General features: G+C 70.5%; 20 protein-coding genes. 13 read left to right on the top strand and 7 right to left on the bottom strand.

The window, feature by feature from the left end; genetic code table 11:
• Positions 1-20 precede the first annotated feature (20 nt).
• The 6 genes from Vgi01_RS15955 to Vgi01_RS15930 are packed head-to-tail and all read left to right on the top strand — an operon-like array spanning position 21 to position 5590.
• Positions 21-698, top strand: a complete 678-nt coding sequence (locus tag Vgi01_RS15955) for an urease accessory protein UreF (protein ID WP_239089011.1) — start codon at positions 21-23, stop codon at positions 696-698.
• 25 nt (positions 699-723) lie between these two features.
• A complete protein-coding gene (gene ureG / locus Vgi01_RS15950) occupies positions 724-1353 on the top strand; it encodes an urease accessory protein UreG (protein WP_204291532.1) in 630 nt (209 codons plus the stop codon).
• Positions 1350-2270 (top strand): urease accessory protein UreD, encoded by a 921-nt coding sequence (locus Vgi01_RS15945; RefSeq protein ID WP_204291531.1) that lies wholly within the window; start codon positions 1350-1352, stop codon positions 2268-2270. Before ureG ends, Vgi01_RS15945 begins: the two co-directional genes overlap by 4 nt.
• A gap of 17 nt (positions 2271-2287) precedes the next feature.
• Complete coding sequence (gene yut / locus Vgi01_RS15940; RefSeq protein ID WP_102657266.1) at positions 2288-3313, top strand: urea transporter; 1026 nt, start codon at positions 2288-2290, stop codon at positions 3311-3313.
• 27 nt (positions 3314-3340) lie between these two features.
• Positions 3341-4987: an ammonium transporter gene (locus Vgi01_RS15935; protein ID WP_239088997.1), complete on the top strand. Its 1647-nt coding sequence runs from the start codon at positions 3341-3343 to the stop codon at positions 4985-4987.
• A gap of 57 nt (positions 4988-5044) precedes the next feature.
• Entirely contained in the window at positions 5045-5590 is a 546-nt protein-coding gene (locus Vgi01_RS15930) for a GrpB family protein (RefSeq protein ID WP_102657265.1), read from the top strand.
• A gap of 4 nt (positions 5591-5594) precedes the next feature.
• Here Vgi01_RS15930 and Vgi01_RS15925 read toward each other — a convergent pair whose 3' ends face one another.
• Complete coding sequence (locus Vgi01_RS15925; protein ID WP_102657264.1) at positions 5595-6011, bottom strand: cold shock domain-containing protein; 417 nt, start codon at positions 6009-6011, stop codon at positions 5595-5597.
• A 135-nt stretch (positions 6012-6146) separates the two neighbouring features.
• On the opposite strand from Vgi01_RS15925, the gene Vgi01_RS15920 reads away from it, so the two are divergent.
• Positions 6147-6269: a 50S ribosomal protein L36 gene (locus Vgi01_RS15920; protein WP_091591861.1), complete on the top strand. Its 123-nt coding sequence runs from the start codon at positions 6147-6149 to the stop codon at positions 6267-6269.
• Positions 6270-6351: 82 nt separating this feature from the next.
• The gene (locus tag Vgi01_RS15915) at positions 6352-6873 is read left to right on the top strand and encodes a hypothetical protein (RefSeq protein ID WP_204291530.1); all 522 of its coding nucleotides are present in this window, start codon (positions 6352-6354) and stop codon (positions 6871-6873) included.
• 28 nt (positions 6874-6901) lie between these two features.
• Here Vgi01_RS15915 and Vgi01_RS15910 read toward each other — a convergent pair whose 3' ends face one another.
• The 4 genes from Vgi01_RS15910 to Vgi01_RS15895 form a co-directional block, all read right to left on the bottom strand.
• Positions 6902-8284, bottom strand: a complete 1383-nt coding sequence (locus tag Vgi01_RS15910) for a rhodanese-like domain-containing protein (RefSeq protein WP_204291529.1) — start codon at positions 8282-8284, stop codon at positions 6902-6904.
• A 117-nt stretch (positions 8285-8401) separates the two neighbouring features.
• The gene (locus tag Vgi01_RS30665; protein WP_233196708.1) at positions 8402-8827 is read right to left on the bottom strand and encodes a carbonic anhydrase; all 426 of its coding nucleotides are present in this window, start codon (positions 8825-8827) and stop codon (positions 8402-8404) included.
• Positions 8824-10605 carry a SulP family inorganic anion transporter gene (locus Vgi01_RS15900; protein WP_204291528.1) on the bottom strand — a complete coding sequence of 594 codons (1782 nt, stop codon included), beginning with the start codon at positions 10603-10605 and terminating at the stop codon, positions 8824-8826. Before Vgi01_RS15900 ends, Vgi01_RS30665 begins: the two co-directional genes overlap by 4 nt.
• Entirely contained in the window at positions 10602-11192 is a 591-nt protein-coding gene (locus Vgi01_RS15895; RefSeq protein ID WP_102657260.1) for a rhodanese-like domain-containing protein, read from the bottom strand. The genes Vgi01_RS15900 and Vgi01_RS15895 overlap by 4 nt, the downstream gene beginning before the upstream one ends.
• Positions 11193-11359: 167 nt before the next feature.
• Here Vgi01_RS15895 and Vgi01_RS15890 point away from each other — a divergent pair, with 167 nt between their 5' ends.
• The gene (locus tag Vgi01_RS15890; protein ID WP_102657259.1) at positions 11360-11626 is read left to right on the top strand and encodes a metal-sensitive transcriptional regulator; all 267 of its coding nucleotides are present in this window, start codon (positions 11360-11362) and stop codon (positions 11624-11626) included.
• A gap of 38 nt (positions 11627-11664) precedes the next feature.
• On the opposite strand, the gene Vgi01_RS15885 is transcribed toward Vgi01_RS15890, so the two are convergent.
• A complete protein-coding gene (locus Vgi01_RS15885) occupies positions 11665-12228 on the bottom strand; it encodes a GNAT family N-acetyltransferase (protein WP_204291527.1) in 564 nt (187 codons plus the stop codon).
• A gap of 96 nt (positions 12229-12324) precedes the next feature.
• On the bottom strand, positions 12325-17787 hold the full coding sequence (locus Vgi01_RS15880) for an ATP-binding protein (protein ID WP_204291526.1): 5463 nt from the start codon (positions 17785-17787) through the stop codon (positions 12325-12327).
• A gap of 276 nt (positions 17788-18063) precedes the next feature.
• On the opposite strand from Vgi01_RS15880, the gene Vgi01_RS15875 reads away from it, so the two are divergent.
• From Vgi01_RS15875 to Vgi01_RS15860, 4 genes are all read left to right on the top strand, one after another.
• Positions 18064-18510 (top strand): helix-turn-helix transcriptional regulator, encoded by a 447-nt coding sequence (locus Vgi01_RS15875; RefSeq protein ID WP_102657256.1) that lies wholly within the window; start codon positions 18064-18066, stop codon positions 18508-18510.
• Between the two features lie 37 nt (positions 18511-18547).
• A complete protein-coding gene (locus Vgi01_RS15870; protein ID WP_204291525.1) occupies positions 18548-20932 on the top strand; it encodes an ATP-binding cassette domain-containing protein in 2385 nt (794 codons plus the stop codon).
• A 58-nt stretch (positions 20933-20990) separates the two neighbouring features.
• The gene (locus tag Vgi01_RS15865; protein ID WP_102657329.1) at positions 20991-21401 is read left to right on the top strand and encodes a VOC family protein; all 411 of its coding nucleotides are present in this window, start codon (positions 20991-20993) and stop codon (positions 21399-21401) included.
• A gap of 116 nt (positions 21402-21517) precedes the next feature.
• The gene (locus Vgi01_RS15860) at positions 21518-22045 is read left to right on the top strand and encodes a hypothetical protein (protein ID WP_204291524.1); all 528 of its coding nucleotides are present in this window, start codon (positions 21518-21520) and stop codon (positions 22043-22045) included.
• Positions 22046-22096: the final 51 nt, after the last annotated feature.

Raw genomic sequence — 22096 nt, 5'->3', positions numbered from 1 at the left:
AGGAGCCTCTTGTGCCCAGCATGGCCGAGGCGCTGCGGCTGCTCCAGTTCGGCGACTCGGTGTTCCCCGTCGGCGCCTTCTCCTTCTCCAACGGTCTGGAGATGGCCGTGCAGCACGGGACCGTGCACGACCGGAGCAGCCTGCAGGAGTACGTCCGGACGATCACCCGGCTCGCCGCGACGGGCGACGGGGTCGGCGTACTCGTCGGGCACCGCGGCGCGGCCCTCGGCGACCTCGACCAGATCCGGCGGGCGGACGAGGCCGTCCACCTCCGCAAGATCAACGAAGAAATGCGCACCATGTCGGTACGCATGGGTCGCAAGCTCGCCGAGGCGGCCAACCGGGTCATCGGTGAGTCTCTGCTCAAGAAGCGGGCCAGCGAGAGCGACAACCTCGTTCCGGTGACCTATCCGGTGGCACTCGGCGTGCTCTTCGCCGAACTCGGCGTCGACGAGCAGGGCGCCTTCGCAGCCCACCAGTACGGTGCGGCGTCGATGGTGTTGAGCGCGGCGATCCGGCTGCTGCGGGTGGACCACCTCGACGCACAGTCGATCCTGTTCGCGGTCAACGAGCGGGTCGACGACGACTACCAGGACATTCGCGGCGCCACCCTCGACGACATGCAGGGCTTCGCCCCGCACCTGGACATCCTCGCCGCCGCACACCAGCACGCGCACGTCCGCATGTTCATGAGTTGAACCGTTCGAGAAGGGTCGAGCAGAGATGAAGTCAGCAAGCCGTATCGGCGTGGGTGGCCCGGTGGGCAGCGGCAAGACCGCCATCATCGAGACCGTCGTGCCCCGCCTGGTGGAACAGGGACTGCGCATCCTGGTCATCACCAACGACGTGGTCACCACCGAGGACGCCAAGCACGTCCGGCGCGCGTTGACCGGGGTGCTGGTCGAGGAGCGCATCGTCGGCGTGGAAACCGGCGCCTGCCCGCACACCGCCGTCCGCGAGGACCCGAGCATGAACCTGGCGGCGGTGGAGGACATGGAGGCGAAGTTCCCCGACAGCGACGTGGTGCTGATCGAGAGCGGCGGCGACAACCTCACCCTGACCTTCAGTCCCGCGCTTGTCGACTACTTCATCTACGTGATCGACGTCGCGGCCGGCGACAAGATCCCGCGCAAGAACGGTCCGGGGATCTCCAAGTCCGACATCCTCGTGATCAACAAGACCGACCTGGCGCCGTACGTCGACGCCGACCTGGACGTGATGGCCCGCGACGCGGAGCTGATGCGCAACGGCAAGCCGTTCGTCTTCACCAACTGCAAGACCGGTGAGGGCATCGACGAGCTGGTCGACCTGGTGCGTCGCAACGTGCTGTTCGACGCCGAAGTGCTGGCATGACCGTATCCCTGGATCTGGTCCGGGAACTCGCGCCGTACCAGGATCAGCCGGCTCAGCTACCCGCTGCCGCGAACGGCAAGGTCGGGATGCTGCGGCTGGGCTTCGAACGGCGCGGCGACCGGACCATCCTGCGCGACCTCTACCGGCAGTCGCCGTTGCTGGTGCAGCGGGCGCTGTACTGGGACGAGGAGATGCCCGGCCTGCCGTGCGTGATGATCCTGACCACCTCCGGCGGGGTACTCCAGGGTGACCGGCTGTCCATGGACGTCGACCTGGGCCCGGAGGCGCAGGCGCACCTGGTCACCCAGTCCGCCACCAAGATCCAGGAGATGGACGCCAACTACGGCACCCAGCAGCAGAACATCACCCTCGCTGACGACGCCTACCTGGAGTTCCTGCCGGAGCCGGTGATCCCGTTCCGGCGCAGCCGGTTCGTCTCGCACACCCGGGTACGGCTGCCGACCAGCGCCACCCTGCTCTACGCCGAGGTGCTCCAACCCGGTCGCAAGTACTACCGCGACGGGGAACTCTTCGCCTACGACCTGTTCTCCTCCCAACTGCGGGCGGAGCGGCCCGACGGGCGGGGACTGTTCGTGGAGAAGTTCGTCATCTCGCCCGGCCAGTTCCCGGTCGACCGGATCGCGATGATGGACCGCTTCCACGTCTTCGGCAACGTCATGCTGCTGACCGACACCGACCGGGCCGCGCGCGTCTACGAACGGACCGCCACCCCCGTCTGGGACGAGCAGACCCCACTGGCCAGCGCGGTCAGCCGACTGCCCAACGACGCGGGTCTGGTCTTCAAGGTCCTCGGCCAGGAGACCGAGCCGGTCCGGGCGGCGGTCCGGGCGTTCTGCACCGCCGCCCGCGAAGAGGTGGTCGGCTGCACCTTCCCACCCGCCTTCAGCTGGCGCTGATCGGACAGGAGACCGATGTGACGGCGATCGCGCGGCGCTGGGACGGGTTGGCCGACCGCAACCCGCTCGTCCAGTTCATCGATGCATGCCTGCGGGGACCGGCTCAGGTGGTGTTCCAGAACAATCCCCTGACCGGCGTGGTCATCCTCATCGCGGTCGCCTGGGGCGCGTTCGACAGCGGGCAGCCCCGGATCTTCGGTGGTGGCGTGCTCGGGCTGGTCGTCGGCACCGCGACCGCGCTGGCACTCCAGGTCGACCGGGCCTCCTGGCGGAAGGGGCTGTTCGGTTTCAGCCCCTTCCTGACCGGCATCGCCGTGCCGACGTTCCTGGACCAACGACCCCTGATGTGGCTCTACCTGGTGCTCGGCGCCGCGGGCACCACTGTGGTGACGCTCGCCCTCAACGCCGTGTTCAAACGGTGGGGTCTGACCGCGTTCACCTTTCCCTTCGTGCTCACCACCTGGGTGCTGCTGCTGGCCGCGTACCAGTTCGACAGGTTCACCGTGCTGACCCAGTTGACGCCGAAGTTCCCCGGCGAGGGAACGCTGACCGGCGGGCACTTCAACTGGGACCTGGTGCCGATCTTCCTGCGCGGAATCTCCCAGGTCTTCCTGATCAACAGTTGGGTCAGCGGCCTGCTGATCATCATCGCGCTGCTGATCAACTCCCGTTGGTCGGCGGTCTTCGCCATCGTCGGCGCGGTCGGCGCGACGCTGCTCGCGCTCTGGTTCGGTGCCGACGGCACGAGCCTCGACAAGGGACTGTTCGGCTTCAACGCCGTACTGACCGCGATCGCCGTGGGTGCGGTGCTGCACCGGCCGGGCCTGCTGGTGACCGGCTACACCCTGTTCGGGATCGCGTTGACGCTGTTCATCCAGATGGCGATGGCCTCCGTGCTGACCCCGCTGGGCATCCCGGTGCTGACCGGCCCGTTCAACGTCGCCACCTGGCTGCTGTTGCTGCCCGACCGGCATTTCGCGCCGGTGCCCAATCACGAGCGGGTCAAAGAGACCGTCGTGTCGTCCGTACGGCGTTCGGTCTGAGCGACCGTACGCAGAAAGGGGCAGGTCGTGTCCGCTGATGTCGCCGTGAATCCGGGCGACACCGCCTGGGTGCTGGTCTGCACCGGGCTGGTGCTGTTCATGACGCCCGGCCTGGCCGTCTTCTACGGCGGGATGGTGCGCAGCCGCAACGTGCTGGCCATGCTCCAGCAGAACATGATCGCCCTCGGGGTGGTCAGCCTGACCTGGGTGTTCGTCGGCTACACGATCGCCTTCGGCGACGACGCCGGCAGCGGCCTGTTCGGCAACCTCGAACTGTTCGGACTGACCGATCTGAAGGTGCCACCCGCCCCGCACCTGCACGTGGTCGACGCCCGGATCACCATTCCGGCACTGGCCTTCGTCGCGTACCAGATGATGTTCGCGGTGATCACACCCGCGCTGGTCACCGGGGCCACCGCGGGCCGGTTGAAGTTCGGCGGCTGGGTGCTGTTCCTGGCGATCTGGTCCATCGTGGTCTACGCGCCGATCGCGCACTGGCTCTGGCATCCCGGTGGCTGGTTGGCGAAGCTCGGCACCCAGGACTGGGCCGGCGGAATGGTCGTGCACGCCAGTGCCGGCGCGGCGGTCGTCGCCGTGCTGCTGGTCGTCGGTCGACGCAGGAACTGGCCGCACGCGGCGGCACCACCCAACTCCATCCCGCTGACCATCCTCGGCGCCGGGATCCTCTGGTTCGGCTGGTTCGGCTTCAACGGCGGCGACGGGCTCCAGGCCAACGGGGTTGCCGCCCAGGCGGTACTCAACACCCATCTCGCCGCCGCCGCCGGGATGCTCGTCTGGCTGCTTGTGGAACGACTCTCCGACGGCCACAGCACGGTGGTCGGCGGGGTGTCGGGGGCGGTCGCGGGACTCGCGACGGTCACCCCGACCGCCGGGTACGTCAACACGCTCTCCGCCATCGCGATCGGTGCGATCGCCGGCCTGGTCTGCCACTTCGCGCTGCGCCTGAAGTATCTGCTGCGGCTCGACGACGCGCTCGACGTGCTCGCGGTGCATTTCGTCGGCGGCATGCTCGGCTCGCTGCTGCTCGGCCTGTTCGGCGACAACGGCATCAACCCGCTCGGCCGCGACGGTCTCTTCCTCGGCGGTGGCGGTGGTCTGCTGTGGGACCAACTCGTCGGGGTGGTCAGCGTGGTGGCCTTCTCGTTCGTGCTGACCTGGCTGATCGCCGCCGGAATCCAGGCGGCGATCGGCCTGCGGGTGGCCGGCAAGGACCAGGACCGGCTCGACCAGGCGCAGCAGGGCACCGACGCCTACCACCTGGGCGGCGTGACGAGCCTGGCCGCGCCGGGCGGACCACAGCGACGGCCCAGGCCGGGCGGTGCCGGTGCGGCCCCGATGCCGGCCGGGCATCCGGTCAAGCTGGTCAGCGCGCTGCTCGACCCGTCCCGGGTGTCCGACAGCGGGACGCTGCGCGAGGAACTGCTCGGTGCCGGCGCGATCTCGCTTACCGTCTCCGACACCACGGCGGCGACCGAGGGGACGGTACGCCAGGTGCTGCCGCGCGGCTACTTGCAGGAGCAGCCACTGCTGGCGCGCCTACGGCTCGACGTGCTGGTGCCCGCGGAAGCCGAGCAGGCCGTCGTCGACCTGCTCTCCCGCTACGAGCCGCGCCTGGTCTGGGCGTCCGACGTGGCACCGGTGGTGGTCACGTAGCCGCGACGGACGGCCCTGGTCGCCCCGGCGGCGGTGCATCGCTGGCATGATGAAGCGGTGTCCAGCGCGGTGGAGATCGTCGACTACCAGCCCGCCTGGGGTGTGGACTTCACCGAGTTGGGCCGGGCGCTGCGCCTCGCGCTCGGCGACGGTGCGCAGCGGATCGACCACATCGGTTCCACCGCCGTACCGGGCCTGGCCGCGAAGCCCGTCATCGACATCCAGATCTCCGTACTCACGTTGGAGCCGGTCGACGATTTCCGACTGCCGCTGGAGCAGCTGGGTTACGTCTACCGAGCCGACAATCCGGAGCGCACGAAACGCTACTTCCGGGAACCGCCGGGTCGCCGTCGCACGCATGTGCACGTACGACAGCTCGGTAGTTTCTCGCAGCAGCTGCCACTGCTGTTTCGCGACTATCTGCGAGCCCATCCCGCTGCGGCCGCCGAGTACGCCACGGTGAAGCGCCGGTACGCCCAACAGTTCCGGCACGATCGGCAGGCGTATGTGGAGGCCAAGGATCCGTTCGTCTGGCAGATCGTTCGGCGTGCCGACGGGTGGGCGCAGCGGATCGGTTGGACGCCCGGACCGAGCGACGCCTGACCGGTCAGCCGTCGACCCAGCCGTGGGCGCGGCTGAACTCGGCGAACCGCTCCCGTACCGCGATGATCTGGGCGCCGGTCAACGACGGTGAGCAGCGCAGCAGCACTTCCGTCACCGCGGTGGTGAACTCGGTGGGGGACAGGACGTCGCACAACTCGTCGTCGCCCTCGACGCGCGGGCGCAGCCGCCGTTCGCCACCGACCGCCGCCGGCTCCGCCTCGATGATCCGCACCGACGCGGCCTTCAGGCCACGGTCGCTGTCCACGGCCTCGAACTCGACAGGTAGGCCGACCCGCACCAGATGGCGGTGCTCGCCGAAGTCGTTGGCGTGGACGAAGACGTCCTCCCCGCCGGCGGACGGTGCGATGAACCCGTAGCCGCGAACCTCGTCAAACCGGATTATCTTTCCCACTTCAGCCACAACAACCCCACCCGTACTCGACACCCACTCACCAGGTCGCGCCCTCCCCGGCAGGTTATCCGGTTCGGGTGCGGCGGGGGAATCCCGCAGGTCGAGGAGGCGTTCCCCCAGGCATTCGAACCGAGGAGGGACACCATGAAGGTACGCAGCTCCCTGCGCTCGCTGAAGCAGAAGCCGGGTTCGGTGGTGGTACGCCGCCGGGGCCGGGTGGTCGTGGTGAACCGCGCCAACCCGCAGTGGAAGAGCCGTCAGGGCTGATCGCACCCCGGCGGTGATGTTCGACGGCGATGTCCGGCAAATCGGACGGCCGGACATTGACAGCCGGAACTAGTCTCGCGACATGTCAGCTTCGGGGCGCGAACCGCACGCGGCGACCAATCTCGTCTGGGCCCCCGACGACGTGCGCGTCGGCATCGAGCAACAGGTCCAGCCGCAGCAGAGCCTGCCGGGGCGGGCCGGGCGGGCAGCGACGACGGCGTTCATCTTCGTCGCGCTGCCCGCTTTCGTCGTCTTCACCGCCACGACCCTCGTCGCGCCGTCGGTGACCGACGACGCCGGCGTCGGCCGGGTCGCCCTCTGGGCCGGGCAGGTGGCCGTGCTGCTCGCGACCGGCGCGGCAGTGGGTGCCTTGCGTACCCGTGCCGACCGGCCGGAACCACCCACCACCTGGTCGATCGTGCGACGTCTCGGGTGGCACCTGCTGTCCACCGGCGCCTGCACCGCCCTGGTGCTGGCGCTGCACGGGCTCGCCGTCGGCCAGATCCTCACGTTGGCGCTGCTGCTCGGCGGCGTGCTGCACCTGGTGCCGCTGGTCGTGGCGCGGCTGCTGACCAGGGCGGCCGGTCGGGGCCGGGCGGTGTAGCGACCCGGCCCCCGAACCGACCACATCCTCAGCGCGCGGCCGCGTGCAGTGACTGCCAGGCGGCGTACCCGCCGAGCAGATCGGAGACGTCGACCCGGCCGGCGCTGCGCAGCAGGCTGGCCGCGACCGAGGACCGGTAGCCACCGGCGCAGTGCACGACGATCGGCCGCTCGGTCGGTACCTCGTCGAGGCGGCGGGTCAACTCGGCCAGGGGGATGTGCAGCGAGCCCTCGACGGCACCCTGCTCGCGTTCGCCCGCGTTGCGCACGTCGAGCACCACGGGCGGCTCGGGGCGTTCCCGCGCCTCGCGCAGCTCGGTGGCGGTGACCCGGCTGGCCCGGGTCATCTCGGCGATCATCTCCAGGAAGGCGGCCTCCGGCTCGCGGAGGTAGCCGAGCACCTGGTCGAACCCGATCCGGGCGAGGCGTACGACGATCTCCTCCTCGCGGTCCTGCGGCGCCACCACCAGCACCCGGTGCTGCGGGGAGAGGACGCTGCCGGCGGTCTCGGCGAACCGTCCGTCCGCCGGGATGTTGATCGCACCCCGCAGGTGGCCGGTGGCGAACTCCTGGGGGTCGCGGGTGTCGACGACCACCGCGCCCTCGGCGTGGGCCTGGGCGAACTGCGCCGCGGTGAGCGGACGGGCGGCCCGCTGCGGGTCGAACAGTTCGCGGGCCTTGCGGTTGAGCACGGCGTCGAAGGCGAAGTAGCCGGGTGCGGCCGGTTGCCCGCCGGTGACCAGGGCGACGAACTGCTCCTCGCTCATCGGCGCGCAGGCGTAGTTGGTGCGGCGCTGCTCACCGATGGTGGACTGCCGCTCGGTGGACAGGTTCTTGCCGCAGGCGGAACCGGCACCGTGGGCCGGGAAGACGCGCACCTCGTCGGGCAGGCCCATCAGCTTGCGCTGGACGCTGTCGTAGAGCATCCGGCCCAGCTCGTCGGCGGTCACGCCGAGCGAGGCGAGCAGGTCGGGGCGGCCGACGTCACCGATGAACAGTGCGTCGCCGGTCAGCACCCCGTACGGCACCGGGTCGTCGGCGTGCTCGCGGACCAGGATGCTGATCGACTCCGGGGTGTGGCCCGGGGTCTCCATGATCTCCAGGGTCACCTCGCCGAGGCTGATCCGTTCCCCGTCGCGTAGCTTGCGGATCGGGTACTCGGTCTCGGCCCGGTGGCCGTAGCCGATCCAGGCGCCGGTGGCCGCCGCCACCTCCAGGTGGCCGGCGAGGAAGTCGGCGTGGAAGTGGGTGTTGATCACCCCGTCGATGGTCAGGCCGCGGGCCCGGGCGTCGGCGAGGTACTCGTCGATGTCCCGGCGCGGGTCGACAAGCACGGCACGCTTGGTGCTCTCGTCGGCGATCAGGTACGACGCCTGGGACAGACAGTCCAGGTAGTACTGGGTGAACAGCATTTTTGCCAGCTCCTTCACAGTGATGGCGGCTGATGTACCGCTCCAAATGTATACCCCGGGGGGTATGCGAACGACAGTCGTGACCAACGCAACTTCGGGCAGCCCGGAGGGGTCGCGCTACGCCGCCGGCCGGGGCGCGGGCGACACCTCGGCGACGAGTTCGGGATCCCAGCAGCGCTCCCCGCACTGACCGGCGTGCACCGCGAGGATCCGGGTGTCGGGCAACCGTCGCGCGAGTCGGGCCACACTCCGGCGGAGCTGGTCGCGATGCTCCTCGACGGACACCGGATTGCCCGCGCAGTCGGCGTGCCCGGCGATGACGAGCGTGCCGCTGCCATGAGCCTGCTGCGACACCGCCACCTTCTCCAGCACGGCGGTCAGCCGCTGCTCGCCGGTCGCGGCCAGCACCGCCTCAGGTCCCGGCTCCGTGATCGTGTCGAGGTAGTCGACGTCGAGGTGTCGTCGTACCCACTCGTCGAGCGGACGCTGGATGCGCCCGTCGATGCAGGTGACCATCGTGGCGAACCGCTGTGGCGTGCTCATCGCACCTCCCGGGTGTCATCCGTGCTGCTGCCGGCCATCGCGAACGTGGCCCGGTCCCCGTCCGCTGCGAAGGCTGCGGTGCCCTCGGCCGCCGCCAGGGCGGTGGGGATGTCGGGGTGCACGTGACCCGCGTCGCGTACCGACCGCCACACGCCGGCGCGATCGAGCAGATCGCGGACCGGTCCCCGGACGGTGGCCAGGTGCAGCACCACGTCGTGCCCGGCGAGTCGTTCGCGCAGCTCCGCCATGGCGGTCGCGCCGTCGGTGTCGATGTCGGTGATCGCACTGGCGTCCAACACGATGGCCACCAGTCCGGCGCGTTGTCCGGCCATGGTGAGCAACTGGTCGGACAGCCGTTGAGCGTTGGCGAAGTAGAGCGGGCCGTCGACCCGTACGACCGCGAACCGTGGGTCGGTGAGCAGGCCGGGGAACCGCTGCACGTTGCGGTACCGGTCGGTGTCCGGCACCCGACCGAGTTCGGCGGTGTGCGGCCGGGCGGAGCGCCACACGAAGACCCCGAGGCTGAACGCCACGCCCGCGGCGAGCCCCGGCTCGACCCCGACAAGCAGGGTGACCAGGAAGGTCAGGGCCAGCGCCAGACCGTCGGCACGACGTACCCGCCAGGTGGTGGCCGCACCCTTGCGGTCCACCAGGCCCAGCACGGCGACCACCACGATCGCGGCGAGCACCGCCCGAGGCAGGTGGTGGAAGGCAGGCGTCAGCACCAGCGCGGTGACCGCCACCATCGCCGCGGTCACCAGCGTCGCCACCGGCGTACGAGCGCCGGCGGAGAAGTTGACCGCGCTGCGGGACAGCCCGCCGGCCACCGGGAACGCCTGGAACAACCCGGCCGACAGGTTGGCCGCGCCCACCGCCACCAGTTCCCGGTCCGGGCCGACCTGCTGGCGGGACTTCGCGGCGAGCGTCTTGGCCACCGCGATGCCCTCCAGGTACGCCACCAGCGCGATGGCGATCGCCGCCGGCAGGAGTGCCTGGACGTCCTGGCCGGACAGGGTCGGCAGCGCGGGCACCGGCAGGCCCGCCGGCACGTACGAGAGGATCTTGACGCCTCGGTCGCCGAACGAGAACGCGGCGCTGACCGCGGTGACGCCGGCGACCACCAGCAGCGCGCCGGGCAGCCGTGGTGCGTAGCGGCGCAGCAGCACCAGCGCGGCGACGCTGACCAGCGACACGAGGATGGTCAGGCCGTGTGCGGTGGTGGCCGCGCCCCACAACGCCGCGACGATCTCGGGGAAGGTCTCCGCGCGGCCCATGTTCAGCCCGAACAGGTCCTTGACCTGGCTGGCGGCGATGACGATCGCGGCTGCCGAGGTGAACCCCGACAGCACCGGATGGGACATGAAGTTGACAAGCACCCCGAGACGCAGCACCCCGAGCAGCACCTGGATGCCGCCGACCAGCAGGGCGAGCAGAGCGGCAAGCGCGGCGTACCGGGCCGGGTCACCGTCGGCCCGACCGGCCAGCGCCGCGCTTGTCATCAGTGCGGTGATGGCCACCGGGCCGACGGCGAGGGAGCCGGAGGTGCCCAGCAGGGCGTAGACCACCAACGGCACGATCGAGGCGTACAGGCCGGTCACCGGTGGCATTCCGGCCAGGGTGGCGTACGCCATGCTCTGCGGCACCAACATGACGGCCACGGTCAGACCGGCCACCAGGTCGTGGCGCAGGATCTTCCGGTCGTAGTGGCGCAACCACCCCACCAACGGCACCACTCGGGCCAGGCCCGAGCGGTCCTGGATCGGATAGGGCGAGCTCATGCCCGCAGCCCCGGTGCGCGCAGCCGGGCGAGGGAGGCGTCGACGTCACAGGCGGCACCCCTGTTGTACGGCAGCTTGGACAGCATCATGCCCATGGCGCAGGTGTTGCTCAGCGCGGCGAAGGTCAGGCCGGCCCCGATGAAACCGGCCACGAACCGCGCCGCCGGCACCCAGATGCTGATCACGATCGACAGCAGGACGATGGCACCGGCCACCAGGCGCACCTGGCGCTCCAGGCCCCACCGCTCACGGCCCCGCTCGACCGGGCCGCCCGCGGTGATCCAGGCGTTCATTCCGCCGGTGACCACGGTGGCCGCGGGCAGCCCGGCGTTGACAAGCTTGGTGCACGCCTGAGTGGCCCGGGCGCCGGACTGGCAGATCAGCAGCATCCGGCCACCTGCGTCGTCGACGATCCGCCCCAGGTGCGCGTCGACCTGGTCCAGCGGCAGGTTGATCGAGCCGGGCACGTGAGCGCTGTCGTATTCCCCGGGTGTGCGCACGTCCACGATCAACGTGTCGGGGTTGTTGGCGATCAGGGCGCGGGCGGTGGCGACGTCGACAGTGCGGGAAGCATTCGTGGCACTCATCTGGCTACTCCTTGACGATCCGTGGACATGGATACCCCCAGGGGTATCTGAATCGAGTATGTCCGAGCAGGTCAGCGACGGCAAACCGACGAAGACCACCGATGGGCGCAGGTCGGGCGTATACCCCCGGGTGTACCGTGGATTAGGGCCGATCGAGAGGGGGGAACATGCAGGTCGACGAGAATGCGGTCGATGACGTGATCAAGCGACTGCGCCGTGCCGAGGGGCAGATCCGAGGCGTCATCGGCATGCTCGAAGACGGGCGGGACTGCTCAGAGGTGGTGACTCAGCTCGCCGCCGTGTCGCGGGCCCTGGACCGCGCCGGCTTCAAGATCATTGCCAGTGGTCTCCAGCAGTGCGTCACCGCCGCACCGGGCGAGGAACGCAAGGCCAACCTCGACCAGATGGAGAAGCTCTTCCTGTCGCTGGCCTGACCGATCCGGTTGCCGGGCTCAGCCGGCAGTCGGGCTGATCACTGGCGCATCACCCAGATCGGCAGGGGCTCGTCGATCTGGCGTACGACCTGCCACCCGGCCCGGCGATAGAACTCGACGTTGGCCGGGTTGCTGGTCTCCAGGATCGCGGGCAGGCCGTCGGCGGCGGCCCGCCGCAACCCGGCCGCCATCACCGCCCGCCCCAGCCCACGCCCGGCGCTGTCCGGGCGGGTCCCCAGCACACCCAGGTACCAGAACGGCTCGGCCGGCAGGGCGGCGCGCACCGCGTCGTCGTAGGCGCGGGTGCGGGCCAGCGCGTCGGCGGGCAGGTGCGTTTCGAGCAGGTCGGTCGAGGCGGGATCACCGCCGGAGGGCGGCTGCCAGACCGCGGTCGAGGCGCCCGGCCCGATCGTCCAGACCGTGCCCAGCCCGACCCGCTTGTCGAAGAGATTGCCGAAGAACACGGCGGCGAAGCGCGGGTAGTCCTGCGGGTCGGGGAAGAGATGACGCAGCACCGGGTCGTCCGCGAACGCGGCGACGAGAGCGCTGACCACCTGCGGGCGATCCGCCGCAGTGGCGGTCAGGACCTCGGTCGACGACACAGGGTCGCACTTTAGCCGCCCCCACCGATGTCGGTGGGGGCGGCTGTCGTCGGCTCTGGTGAGGCCGGCGCGAGAGCCGGCCCCGCCACGAGCGACCTACCGCAGGTGCGTCTCGATGGCCTCGATGATGCGGGGGCGCAACTCGGCCGCGCGGATGACGGCGTCGACGGAACCGACCTCGACCGCGCGGTGGATGTTGTGCACCCGGTCGAACTCGGCGGCCACCTCACCGAGCTTCTCCGCCCGCACCGACGAGCGCAGCTCGTCGAGTTCCGCGGTCAGCTCCGCACGGTCGGTGCCGGCGGCGGCGGCGACCCGGGCCTGCATGTCCCGTACCCGGGCATCGGCGGCGGTGCGGGCGTCGACGTCGCGGGAGAACACCACGGCGGCAGCCGGGGCGCCGCCCAGCACCGAGGCGAACGAGCCCTCCAGCGCCAGCACCGTCATGTTCGGGTTCAACGCCTTGGAGAAGACCACGAACGCGCCACCGTGGTACCGCGAGATCACGCAGAACACGATGGGCCCACGGAAGTTGACGATCGCCCGGCCGATCTCGGCGCCGTACTCCAGTTGCAGCTTGCGCATCGACTCCGGCGAGCCGTCGAAGCCGGACAGGTTGGCCAGCACCACAAGCGGCCGGTTGCCGCTGGCCGCGTTGATCGCCCGCGCGGCCTTCTTCGACGACCGGGGGAACAGGGTGCCGGCCGTGTAGGTGTCCGGGCCGTCGGTGGGCGGGAAGCCGTGCCGGGGCACCGACCGCGACTCGATACCGAGCAGACACACCGGGATGCCGCCGAGGTGGACGTCCTGCACCACCGCGGTTTCCGCGTCGGCCATCCCCGCCCACCGCTCCAGGACCGGGTGGTCCTGGTCGGACAGGGCCCGCATCACCGTACGGATGTCGAACGGCTTCTTGCGGTCCGGGTTGGCCTCGGCGGAGAAGATCTCGCCGACCGTGGTGAAGTCGCTGCCGGCCACCGAGTGCGGGAAGTTCGAGATGTCCCGGTCGGTCGGGTCGGTGGTCTCCGTACGCCGAGGCGCCGCCTCACCCGGCACGACGTACGTGTGGTCGTAGTGCGCCATCAGCACGTCCCGCGCGGCGGGCAGGTTCGGCGCCCAGTACTGCGCCTGCCCGTTCGGGCCCATCACCCGGTCGTAGCCGCCGATGCCGAAGTTGTCCTCCGCGGAGACGCCACCGGAGAAGTCCAGCGACTGCTTGCCGGTGAGCACCATCGCCGAATCCGGCGTCATCACCAGCACACCCTTGGTGTGCATCAGCATCGTGGCCTCGGCGTTCCAGTACGGTTGCGCACCGACGTTGATGCCGGCCACCACGATGTTGATCTCGCCGCCGTCCTGGGTGAACTCGACGATCCGCTTGAGCGCCGCCGCCACCCAGTCCATGTTCTCGGTGCCCGAGGTCATCGAGATCCGGGCACCGGCGGACAGCGCGTACCACTCCAGCGGCACCTGCATCCGCTCGGCCAGGTCCAGCGCGGCGATCACCCGGCGGCACTCCGGCTCCGACAACGCGCCCAGCGCCTTCGTCGGGTCGCCGAGCAGGATCACCCGGCTGATGCCCTGCGGGTGCCGGGCGGTCTTCGTGCTGACCACACCCGCGACGATCGCCGCGCTGTTGCGGCCCTTCGGCCGGTCCACCGGCACGAGCGTGTGGGTCTCGTCGAGGTCGTACTCGACGAAGTCGCCGAGCAGCCGGGTCAGCTCGTACGGGTAGACGGTGTTGCGGCTGCTGGCCCGCAGCACCTTCAGCCGGTAGTCGTCGAGCGGCTCGATCGCGTCGATCGGCGGCTCACCGACGGTCAGCTCCGCACCACCCGTGGCGTCGAAGGTGATCCGGATCCCGACCTTGGTCAGCTGACCGGTGGCGCGGTCGCGCTGCCGCGCGATGAACAGGATCTCCTCCAGCCCGGCGCCCGCCGTCGTCGGGCGTACCCGACCGGCGATCATCTCCATCTCGGCGCGGGTCAGGCCGCTCGGCGGCCACACGTAGATCACGATGCGGTTGGTGTTGAAGCGGGTCTTCGACGGTTGCAGGGCCCGGGCCCGACGGATCGAGTCGAGGCAGGCCGCCACCGCGTCCTCGGTGGTCGGCAGCGCGACCAGTCGACCGTCGTGGTCGCGCAGCTCGGTCAGGTCGCGTACCTGCGCGAACGCGACGAGCCGGTCGTCGGACGGGTTCTCCCGGGCCACGCACTGGAACAGGTAGACCTCCTCGTCCGCCGACGGCAGCCGGGTCAGGTCGAACTTGCGCAGCCGCTCCAACTGCATCCGCTGCGCGATGTACGGGTGCAGGCCGCGGATCAACCGCTCCTCGGCCATCCCGGTGCTCGCCGGACGGAACGTGAAGTGGTGGTGCATGACCGCCCCGCCGCTGCCCGCCACGGTGGCGGTGAGCCGGCGTACCTGCGGTGGCAACGGCTGCGCGTTGATCACCGCAAGCAGTGCCGCCGCCATCGCGTCGAAGTCCTCCGGCTGGTTCTCCCAGGCCAGGTAGATGTCGGCGTTGACGGCCTCCTCGTCGGCGGCCAGTTCGGCGAGCCCGCGCAGCGCGTCGCCCAGCGCGTCGAAGCCGACCGCGGCGGAGACCAACGACGAGTCGGCCCGCTCGGCGACCACGAAGGCGCAGCCACCCACCTCGTGGGCGCGTACGCCGATGAGCTGCTTGTTGCCGTAGTACCGGCGGGTCAGCACCTCCAGCATCACCGTGTTGTCGAGGTGGTCGCGCAGCAGACGCTGGCCGAGCAGGCGGACCAGCGGCTCGGTGCTGCGGACCATCGCGGCGATCCGGTCGGCCCGGTCCGGCGCGTCCGGGTGGGCGTCCAGGTGACGCAGGTGCTTGCGGACCTCCGCGTAGACGCGGGCCCGGTTGCGACGCAGCAGCGGTTGGGCGAACCAGGCGAAGACCACTCCCCGGGCGAGGTCGGCGATCACCGGGAAGCGGACCTGCGTGGCGGCCAGCAGTCGCTCCAGGGCCAGACCGATCGGCTCGCGCAGCGACTCCTCCGGCGGCGGCTCCTGAAGCCACGCGCGCAGCAACGCCGTGACGACGGCGGCGTCGGCGGCGGCCCGCTGCTGGGCGAGGAAGATCCGGAAGACGGCGGATTCGAGATCGCCGCAACGGTCCAGTTCGGTCACGCCGTAGTGGGCGAGGGCCCGGGCCAGCTTGCCCTGGAAGGTGGCCGGCAGGCCGGCCCGCTCCACGTCGAGGCTCTGCAGGTAGGTGTGGAAGTACTCCCGGTCGCTGTGCACGTGGGCGCTGCCGCCGTCCTCGCCGGTGGGACGGTTGCGGCTCAGCTCGGCGAGGTCGGCGAAGACGTTGAGCAGGTCCATCTCCTCGGCCAGCGGCCGGTGACCGTCCTCGGTGGCCTCCTGCCGGGCGACCAGGTAGTCGTCGAGCACCCGCCGGTCGTTGTGCGGGTCGACGTCGAAGCCGAGCAGCAGACCACGCAGATCCTCCTGGCCGCGTCGGGCGCGAGCCAGCGCCGGGACCTGCCCGGGGGCGGTCGGCAGATCCAGTTCGACGGCAGGGCCGGCCGTCTCGGCACCGGGCTCGGCGTCGTCGTCGGCGATCGGGTCCAGCCGCAGCAGCGGCGCGCCCGCCTCCACCTGACTGCCCACCGAGACCGCGCACTCCTTGAGCCGCGCCCGGAACGGCGCCCGCAGCACCGTCTCCATCTTCATGGCTTCCAGCACCAGCACCGGCGCGCCCGCCTCGACCTCCGCGCCCACCGCCAACGGGGTGGCGACGACAAGCGCGGGCATGGGTGCCCGGAGCACGCCGCCCTCGTCCCGGCTGACCCGGTGCGTCACCCCGTCCACCTCGACCAGGTGGATCGGCCCGTGCGTGGCGGTGAGCAGGCGGTGCTGAGCGCCGTTGACGACGATCTGCCCGGTGTGTCTGTCGAAACGGTCGAGTTCGACGTCCGCGGTACGGACCTCGCCGCCGGCCTCGATCCCGACGCGGAACCGGTGCGCACCGGTACGCGCCACCCGCATGCGGTAGCCGACGCCGCGCAGCTTGAGGTCCAACGGTCGGCCGCCGACGTGCTGCACCTGCGGGCGTCCGCCGGCCGCCGTGGCCAGCAGCCGGTGCCGCTCGCCGCTTTCCTCTTCCTCGTACGCCTCGATGGCGGCGGCGGCCAGGGCGACGGCGGAGTGCCGGTGCCCGACGAGCCCACCGGCACCACGGACCCGGTCGATCCAGCCGGTGTCCGCGCTGGCGTCGATCACCTCGGGCTGGTCGAGCAGGTCGAGCACGAAGCTCTTGTTCGTCGCGCCACCCTCGATGATCACCGTGGTCTCGGCCATCGCCCGACGGAGTCGACCGAGCGCCTCGTCGCGGTCCCGACCGTAGGCGATGATCTTCGCGATCATCGAGTCGAAGTCGGCGGGGATGGTGTCACCCTCGCTGATGCCGGTGTCCACCCGGATGCCCGGCCCGGCGGGCAGGTCCAGCCGGGCAACCCGGCCGGGGGAGGGGGCGAAATCGCGGTCGGGATCCTCGGCGTTGAGCCGGGCCTCGATGGCGTGCCCCCGCTCGACGGGCGCCTCGCCCTCCAGCCGTCGACCCGCCGCCACCCACAGCTGTGCCTTCACCAGGTCGAAGCCGGTGGTGGACTCGGTGATCGGGTGCTCGACCTGGAGCCGGGTGTTGACCTCCAGGAAGGCGAACAGCCGGTCACCGGGGTGGTAGAGGAACTCGACGGTCGCCGCTCCCCGGTAGCCGACGGCCAGCGCCAGCCGCTCGGCCGACGCCTTGAGCTCGGCGGCCTGCTCCGTGCTGAGGACCGGCGAGGCCGACTCCTCGATGATCTTCTGGTTGCGCCGCTGCACCGAGCAGTCGCGTACGCCCAGCGCCCAGGCGGTGCCCTGACCGTCGGCGATCACCTGGACCTCGACGTGCCGGGCGCCGGTGACCAGGCGCTCCAGGAAGACCACGCCGCTGCCGAAGGCCCGCGCCGCCTCCTGGCTGGTGCGCTCGTACGCGTCGGCCAGCTCGGCCTCGCTGGTGATCACCCGGATGCCGCGCCCGCCACCGCCGGCGGTCGCCTTGAGCATCAGCGGGTAGCCGATCTCGGCAGCCGCGGCCCGCGCGGCGTTGAGGTTCTCCACCGCGCCCCGGCTCCACGGCGCGACCGGCACACCGACCTGCTCGGCGAGCAGCTTCGCACCGATCTTGTCGCCGAGTTGGCGCATCGCCTCCGGGCTCGGACCGATGAAGGTGACACCGATCTTCTCGCACAACTCCGCGAAGGCCGGATCCTCGGCGACGAAGCCCCAACCGACCCACGCCGCGTCGGCCCCGGTCGCCACCAGGGCGCGCTCCAGGGTCGCCAGGTTGAGGTATGGCCGCGCGGAGGCGGGGCCGAGATCGTAGGCCAGGTCCGCCTCGCGTACGAATGTGGCGGTGCGGTCGACGTCGGTATAGAGGGCGACGGTCTCGATCCGTGTCCCGGTCTGCGCAGCCAGTTCTCGGGCCGCGTGAATGAGCCGCATGGCGGCCTCACCACGGTTGACGATGGCGATACGGCTGAACACCCGACCGACCCCTCCGGTAGACCTGTGACGTACGGTGCGCCGAGGATGGCAGCCCCGGCAGTGAACACTGTTCTGCCTGAGAGCGGGCAGCGCCATGCCGTAACCGCCCAACCCTGCGCGGCCCGGTTGTAGGAACCACACAAAACCTTTTGGTGTCTTCGCCTCACCTGCGCGATCCGGTTCTTGACCCCTCGCCACCGGCCGGCATGAAGACGACACGGCGGGGCCGTCGCCGGAAGTGGGCAACTGTCGGTGCGCCGTGGCACGATTCCGCGGGTGACCAGCAGAGCCTCGGCCGAGCAGCTACGGGACCTGGCTCGGCTGCGTCGGGTCCGGGACCGGATCGATCGTGAGTACGCTCAGCCGCTCGACGTCGAGGCGCTCGCCCGTGGGGTGAACATGTCGGCCGGTCACCTCAGCCGCCAGTTCCGGCTCGCCTACGGCGAGTCGCCGTACTCCTATCTGATGACCCGGCGCATCGAGCGGGCGATGGCGCTGCTGCGTCGCGGCGACCTCAGCGTCACCGACGTCTGTTTCGCGGTCGGTTGTGGCTCGTTGGGCACGTTCAGCACCAGGTTCACCGAGTTGGTCGGCGTGCCGCCGAGCGCCTACCGGCGTCAGGCGCTCGCCGGCGCCGCCGAGCTGCCCGCGTGCGTGTCGAAGCAGGTGACCCGGCCGATCAGGATTCGAGAAGCGTCGGCGGGCCGGCCGCAGCTAGCGTGACCGGCGCACACGAACGCTTACGGGGATGGAGAGATCGATGAGCAGGACCACGAGCGCCGACGCCCCGTCGTCGCACGTCGCCGACAGCCATGACCTGATCCGGGTGCACGGCGCACGGGAGAACAACCTCAAGGACGTCAGCATCGAGATCCCCAAGCGTCGGCTGACGTTGTTCACCGGGGTCTCCGGCTCGGGCAAGAGTTCGCTGGTGTTCGGCACGATCGCCGCCGAGTCGCAACGGCTGATCAACGAGACGTACAGCGCCTTCGTCCAGGGGTTCATGCCGACCCTGGCGCGCCCCGAGGTCGACGTGCTCGACGGGCTGACCACCGCGATCATCGTCGACCAGGAACGGCTGGGCGCGAACGTCCGCTCGACGGTCGGCACGGTCACCGACGCCAACGCCATGCTGCGGATCCTGTTCAGCCGGCTCGGTCAGCCGCACATCGGCTCGCCGCAGGCGTTCTCCTTCAACGTGGCGTCGATAAGCGGCGCGGGTGCAGTCACCATCGAGCGCGGCGGCACCACGACCAAGGAGCGGCGCAGCTTCACCGTCACCGGCGGCATGTGCCCCCGCTGCGAGGGAATGGGCCGGATCAGCGACTTCGACCTGTCCGCGCTCTACGACGACAGCAAGTCGATCAACGAGGGCGCCCTGACCATCCCCGGCTACAGCGTCGACGGCTGGTACGGCCGGATCTTCGGCGGCAGCGGCTTCTTCGACCCGGACAAGCCGATCCGCAAGTTCACCAAGCGCGAGCTGAACGACCTGCTCTACAAGGAACCGACCAAGATCAAGGTCGACAACGTCAACGTGACGTACGAGGGTCTGATCCCGCGTATCCAGAAGTCCTTCCTGTCCAAGGACCGGGAGGCGATGCAGCCGCACATCCGCGCCTTCGTCGACCGGGCGATCACCTTCGGCACCTGCCCCGACTGCGGCGGCACCCGGCTCAGCGAGCTGGCCCGGTCCTCGAAGATCGACGGACGCAACATCGCCGACCTCTGCGCGATGCAGATCAGCGACCTGGCCGAATGGGTCCGGTCGCTGGACGAGCCGTCGGTGGCACCGCTGCTGACCTCGCTCGGGCACACCCTCGACTCGTTCGTGGAGATCGGCCTCGGTTACCTCTCCCTCGACCGGCCGTCGGGCACCCTCTCCGGTGGCGAGGCGCAACGCACCAAGATGATCCGGCACCTCGGGTCGTCGCTCACCGACGTCACCTACGTCTTCGACGAGCCGACCGTCGGGCTGCACCCGCACGACATCGCCCGGATGAACGACCTGCTGCTGCGGCTGCGGGACAAGGGCAACACGGTGCTCGTGGTCGAGCACAAGCCGGAGACCATCGCGATCGCCGACCACGTCGTCGACCTCGGCCCCGGCGCGGGTACGGCCGGCGGCTCGGTCTGCTTCGAGGGCACCGTCGAGGGTCTGCGGGCCAGCGGCACCCTCACCGGTCGGCACCTCGACGACCGGGCCAGCCTCAAGGAGAGCGTACGGACCCCCACCGGCGCGCTGGAGGTCCGTGGCGCGGCGACGCACAACCTGCGCGACGTCGACGTGGACATCCCGCTCGGCGTGCTGGTCGTGGTGACCGGGGTGGCCGGCTCGGGCAAGAGTTCCCTGATCCACGGGTCGGTGTCCGGGCGCGACGGCGTGGTGGCCGTCGACCAGACGCCGATCCGCGGCTCGCGGCGCAGCAACCCGGCCACGTACACCGGGCTGCTCGAACCGATCCGCAAGGCGTTCGCCAAGGCCAACGGGGTGAAACCGGCGTTGTTCAGCGCCAACTCCGAGGGCGCCTGCCCGACCTGCAACGGCGCCGGCGTCATCTACACCGACCTGGCCATGATGGCCGGGGTCGCCACCACCTGCGAGGACTGCGAGGGCAAGCGGTTCCAGCCCGCGGTGCTGGAATACCACCTCGGCGGGCGGAACATCAGCGAGGTGCTGGCCATGTCCGTCACCGAGGCCGAGGCGTTCTTCGGCACCGGCGAGGCCCGTACCCCGGCCGCGCACGCCATCCTGGCCCGGCTGGCCGACGTCGGGCTCGGCTACCTCAGCCTCGGCCAGCCCCTCACCACTCTCTCCGGTGGTGAACGGCAGCGGCTCAAGTTGGCCACCCACATGGCCGAGAAGGGGGGCGTCTACGTGCTCGACGAGCCGACCAGCGGCCTGCACCTGGCCGACGTCGAGCACCTGCTCGGGCTGCTCGACCGGCTTGTCGACGCCGGCAAGTCGGTGATCGTCATCGAGCACCACCAGGCGGTCATGGCGCACGCCGACTGGATCATCGACCTCGGTCCCGGCGCCGGCCACGACGGCGGCCGGGTCGTCTTCGAGGGCACCCCCGCCGATCTCGTCGCCACCCGCTCCACCGTCACCGGTGAGCACCTGGCCGGCTATGTCGGCCGGTGAGGCAGGTGGTCAGGAATCGAGAAGCCGCACCGGTCCGGGCGCGATTAGCGTGACCAGCATGAACATCACCATCAACGCGAGCTTCCTGCCGCACACCGACCCGGAGGCGGCACTGACCTTCTACCGCGACGTCCTCGGCTTCGAGGTCCGCCTCGACGTGGGGCACGGTGGGATGCGCTGGATCACCGTCGGTCCGCCCGGGCAGCCCGACACCTCCATCGTCCTGACGCCGCCGGCGGTCGATCCCGGCATCACCGCCGAGGAACGTGCCACCATCGCCGAGATGATGGCCAAGGGCACCTACGCCGGCATCCTGTTGGCCACCCCGGAGCTGGACAAGACCTTCGACCGGCTGCAGGCCGCCGACGTCGAGGTGGTCCAGGAGCCGACCGACCAGCCGTACGGGCGACGCGACTGCGCCGTACGCGACCCCGCCGGCAACCTCGTCCGCATCCAACAGGTGCCCTGAACCCACCGCAGCCGTCGTTGTGGCAGTGGAGCTGGTCCGCATCATCGGGTGCCGACCAACTCCACTGCCACAACCAGTGGGCGGGGTGGGAATGGGGGAGTGGTTAGGCTGCGGGGGTGGGCGAGGAGGGGCAGTGGCTGGCGGAGCGGGTCGACCGGCTCGTCTTCACCGATCTGACCACTGACCAGGTCACCGCGCTGTTGGTCGACACCGTGGCCGACTGGGCGCAGGGGCGCGGCTGGCGGGTCTACCGGCGGGCGCCGAGCGTGCTGCCGCTGCCGCCGCCGATGTCCGCCCAGCAGTCGGTGCTCGACGTGGCCTGTGCCCGCCCCGACGGGCCACCGGTCGTCGTCGAGATCGACCACGGCACGCGCCGCCGCACCTGGGAGAAGCTGCTCGCCGAGGCGGAAGCCGGACGGATACCGCTCTGGCTGCGATGGGGCACCGGCCGCTTCACCCCACCGCCGCCACCGATCCAGATGGTGACCTGCGAGGTGACCGCCCGGCCGGATCCGACCGGACGAGGCCGGGTGCACAGCCGGCTGCCCCGGGCCGAGAAGCAGCCACCGGCCCACTCCGCGGTACGGCTCGGTGAGCCCGCCGCCGTCGAACTGCCGTTGCCACCGCCCCCGTCACCGGAATGACAACTGTCGCGCCTGGACGGTCCCCAGTTGTCGATGTCGGTGGCTCCCCGA

This window comes from Micromonospora gifhornensis, from assembly GCF_016863515.1.
GTDB lineage: Bacteria > Actinomycetota > Actinomycetes > Mycobacteriales > Micromonosporaceae > Micromonospora > Micromonospora gifhornensis.
Note: the sequence above shows the minus strand (reverse complement) of the source record. Positions and strands in the feature narration are given on the sequence as shown.

What these genes read in the sequence shown, in the direction of transcription:
- Vgi01_RS15865 (WP_102657329.1), top strand. Translation starts at nt 20,991, where the DNA reads ATGAACATCACCATCAACGCGAGCTTCCTGCCGCACACCGACCCGGAG.
- Vgi01_RS15915 (WP_204291530.1), top strand. Translation starts at nt 6,352, where the DNA reads ATGTCAGCTTCGGGGCGCGAACCGCACGCGGCGACCAATCTCGTCTGG.
- Vgi01_RS15920 (WP_091591861.1), top strand. Translation starts at nt 6,147, where the DNA reads ATGAAGGTACGCAGCTCCCTGCGCTCGCTGAAGCAGAAGCCGGGTTCG.
- ureG (WP_204291532.1), top strand. Translation starts at nt 724, where the DNA reads ATGAAGTCAGCAAGCCGTATCGGCGTGGGTGGCCCGGTGGGCAGCGGC.
- Vgi01_RS30665 (WP_233196708.1), bottom strand. Translation starts at nt 8,827, where the DNA reads ATGAGCACGCCACAGCGGTTCGCCACGATGGTCACCTGCATCGACGGG.
- Vgi01_RS15895 (WP_102657260.1), bottom strand. Translation starts at nt 11,192, where the DNA reads ATGAGTGCCACGAATGCTTCCCGCACTGTCGACGTCGCCACCGCCCGC.
- Vgi01_RS15900 (WP_204291528.1), bottom strand. Translation starts at nt 10,605, where the DNA reads ATGAGCTCGCCCTATCCGATCCAGGACCGCTCGGGCCTGGCCCGAGTG.
- Vgi01_RS15945 (WP_204291531.1), top strand. Translation starts at nt 1,350, where the DNA reads ATGACCGTATCCCTGGATCTGGTCCGGGAACTCGCGCCGTACCAGGAT.
- Vgi01_RS15910 (WP_204291529.1), bottom strand. Translation starts at nt 8,284, where the DNA reads ATGCTGTTCACCCAGTACTACCTGGACTGTCTGTCCCAGGCGTCGTAC.
- Vgi01_RS15870 (WP_204291525.1), top strand. Translation starts at nt 18,548, where the DNA reads ATGAGCAGGACCACGAGCGCCGACGCCCCGTCGTCGCACGTCGCCGAC.
- Vgi01_RS15955 (WP_239089011.1), top strand. Translation starts at nt 21, where the DNA reads ATGGCCGAGGCGCTGCGGCTGCTCCAGTTCGGCGACTCGGTGTTCCCC.
- Vgi01_RS15890 (WP_102657259.1), top strand. Translation starts at nt 11,360, where the DNA reads ATGCAGGTCGACGAGAATGCGGTCGATGACGTGATCAAGCGACTGCGC.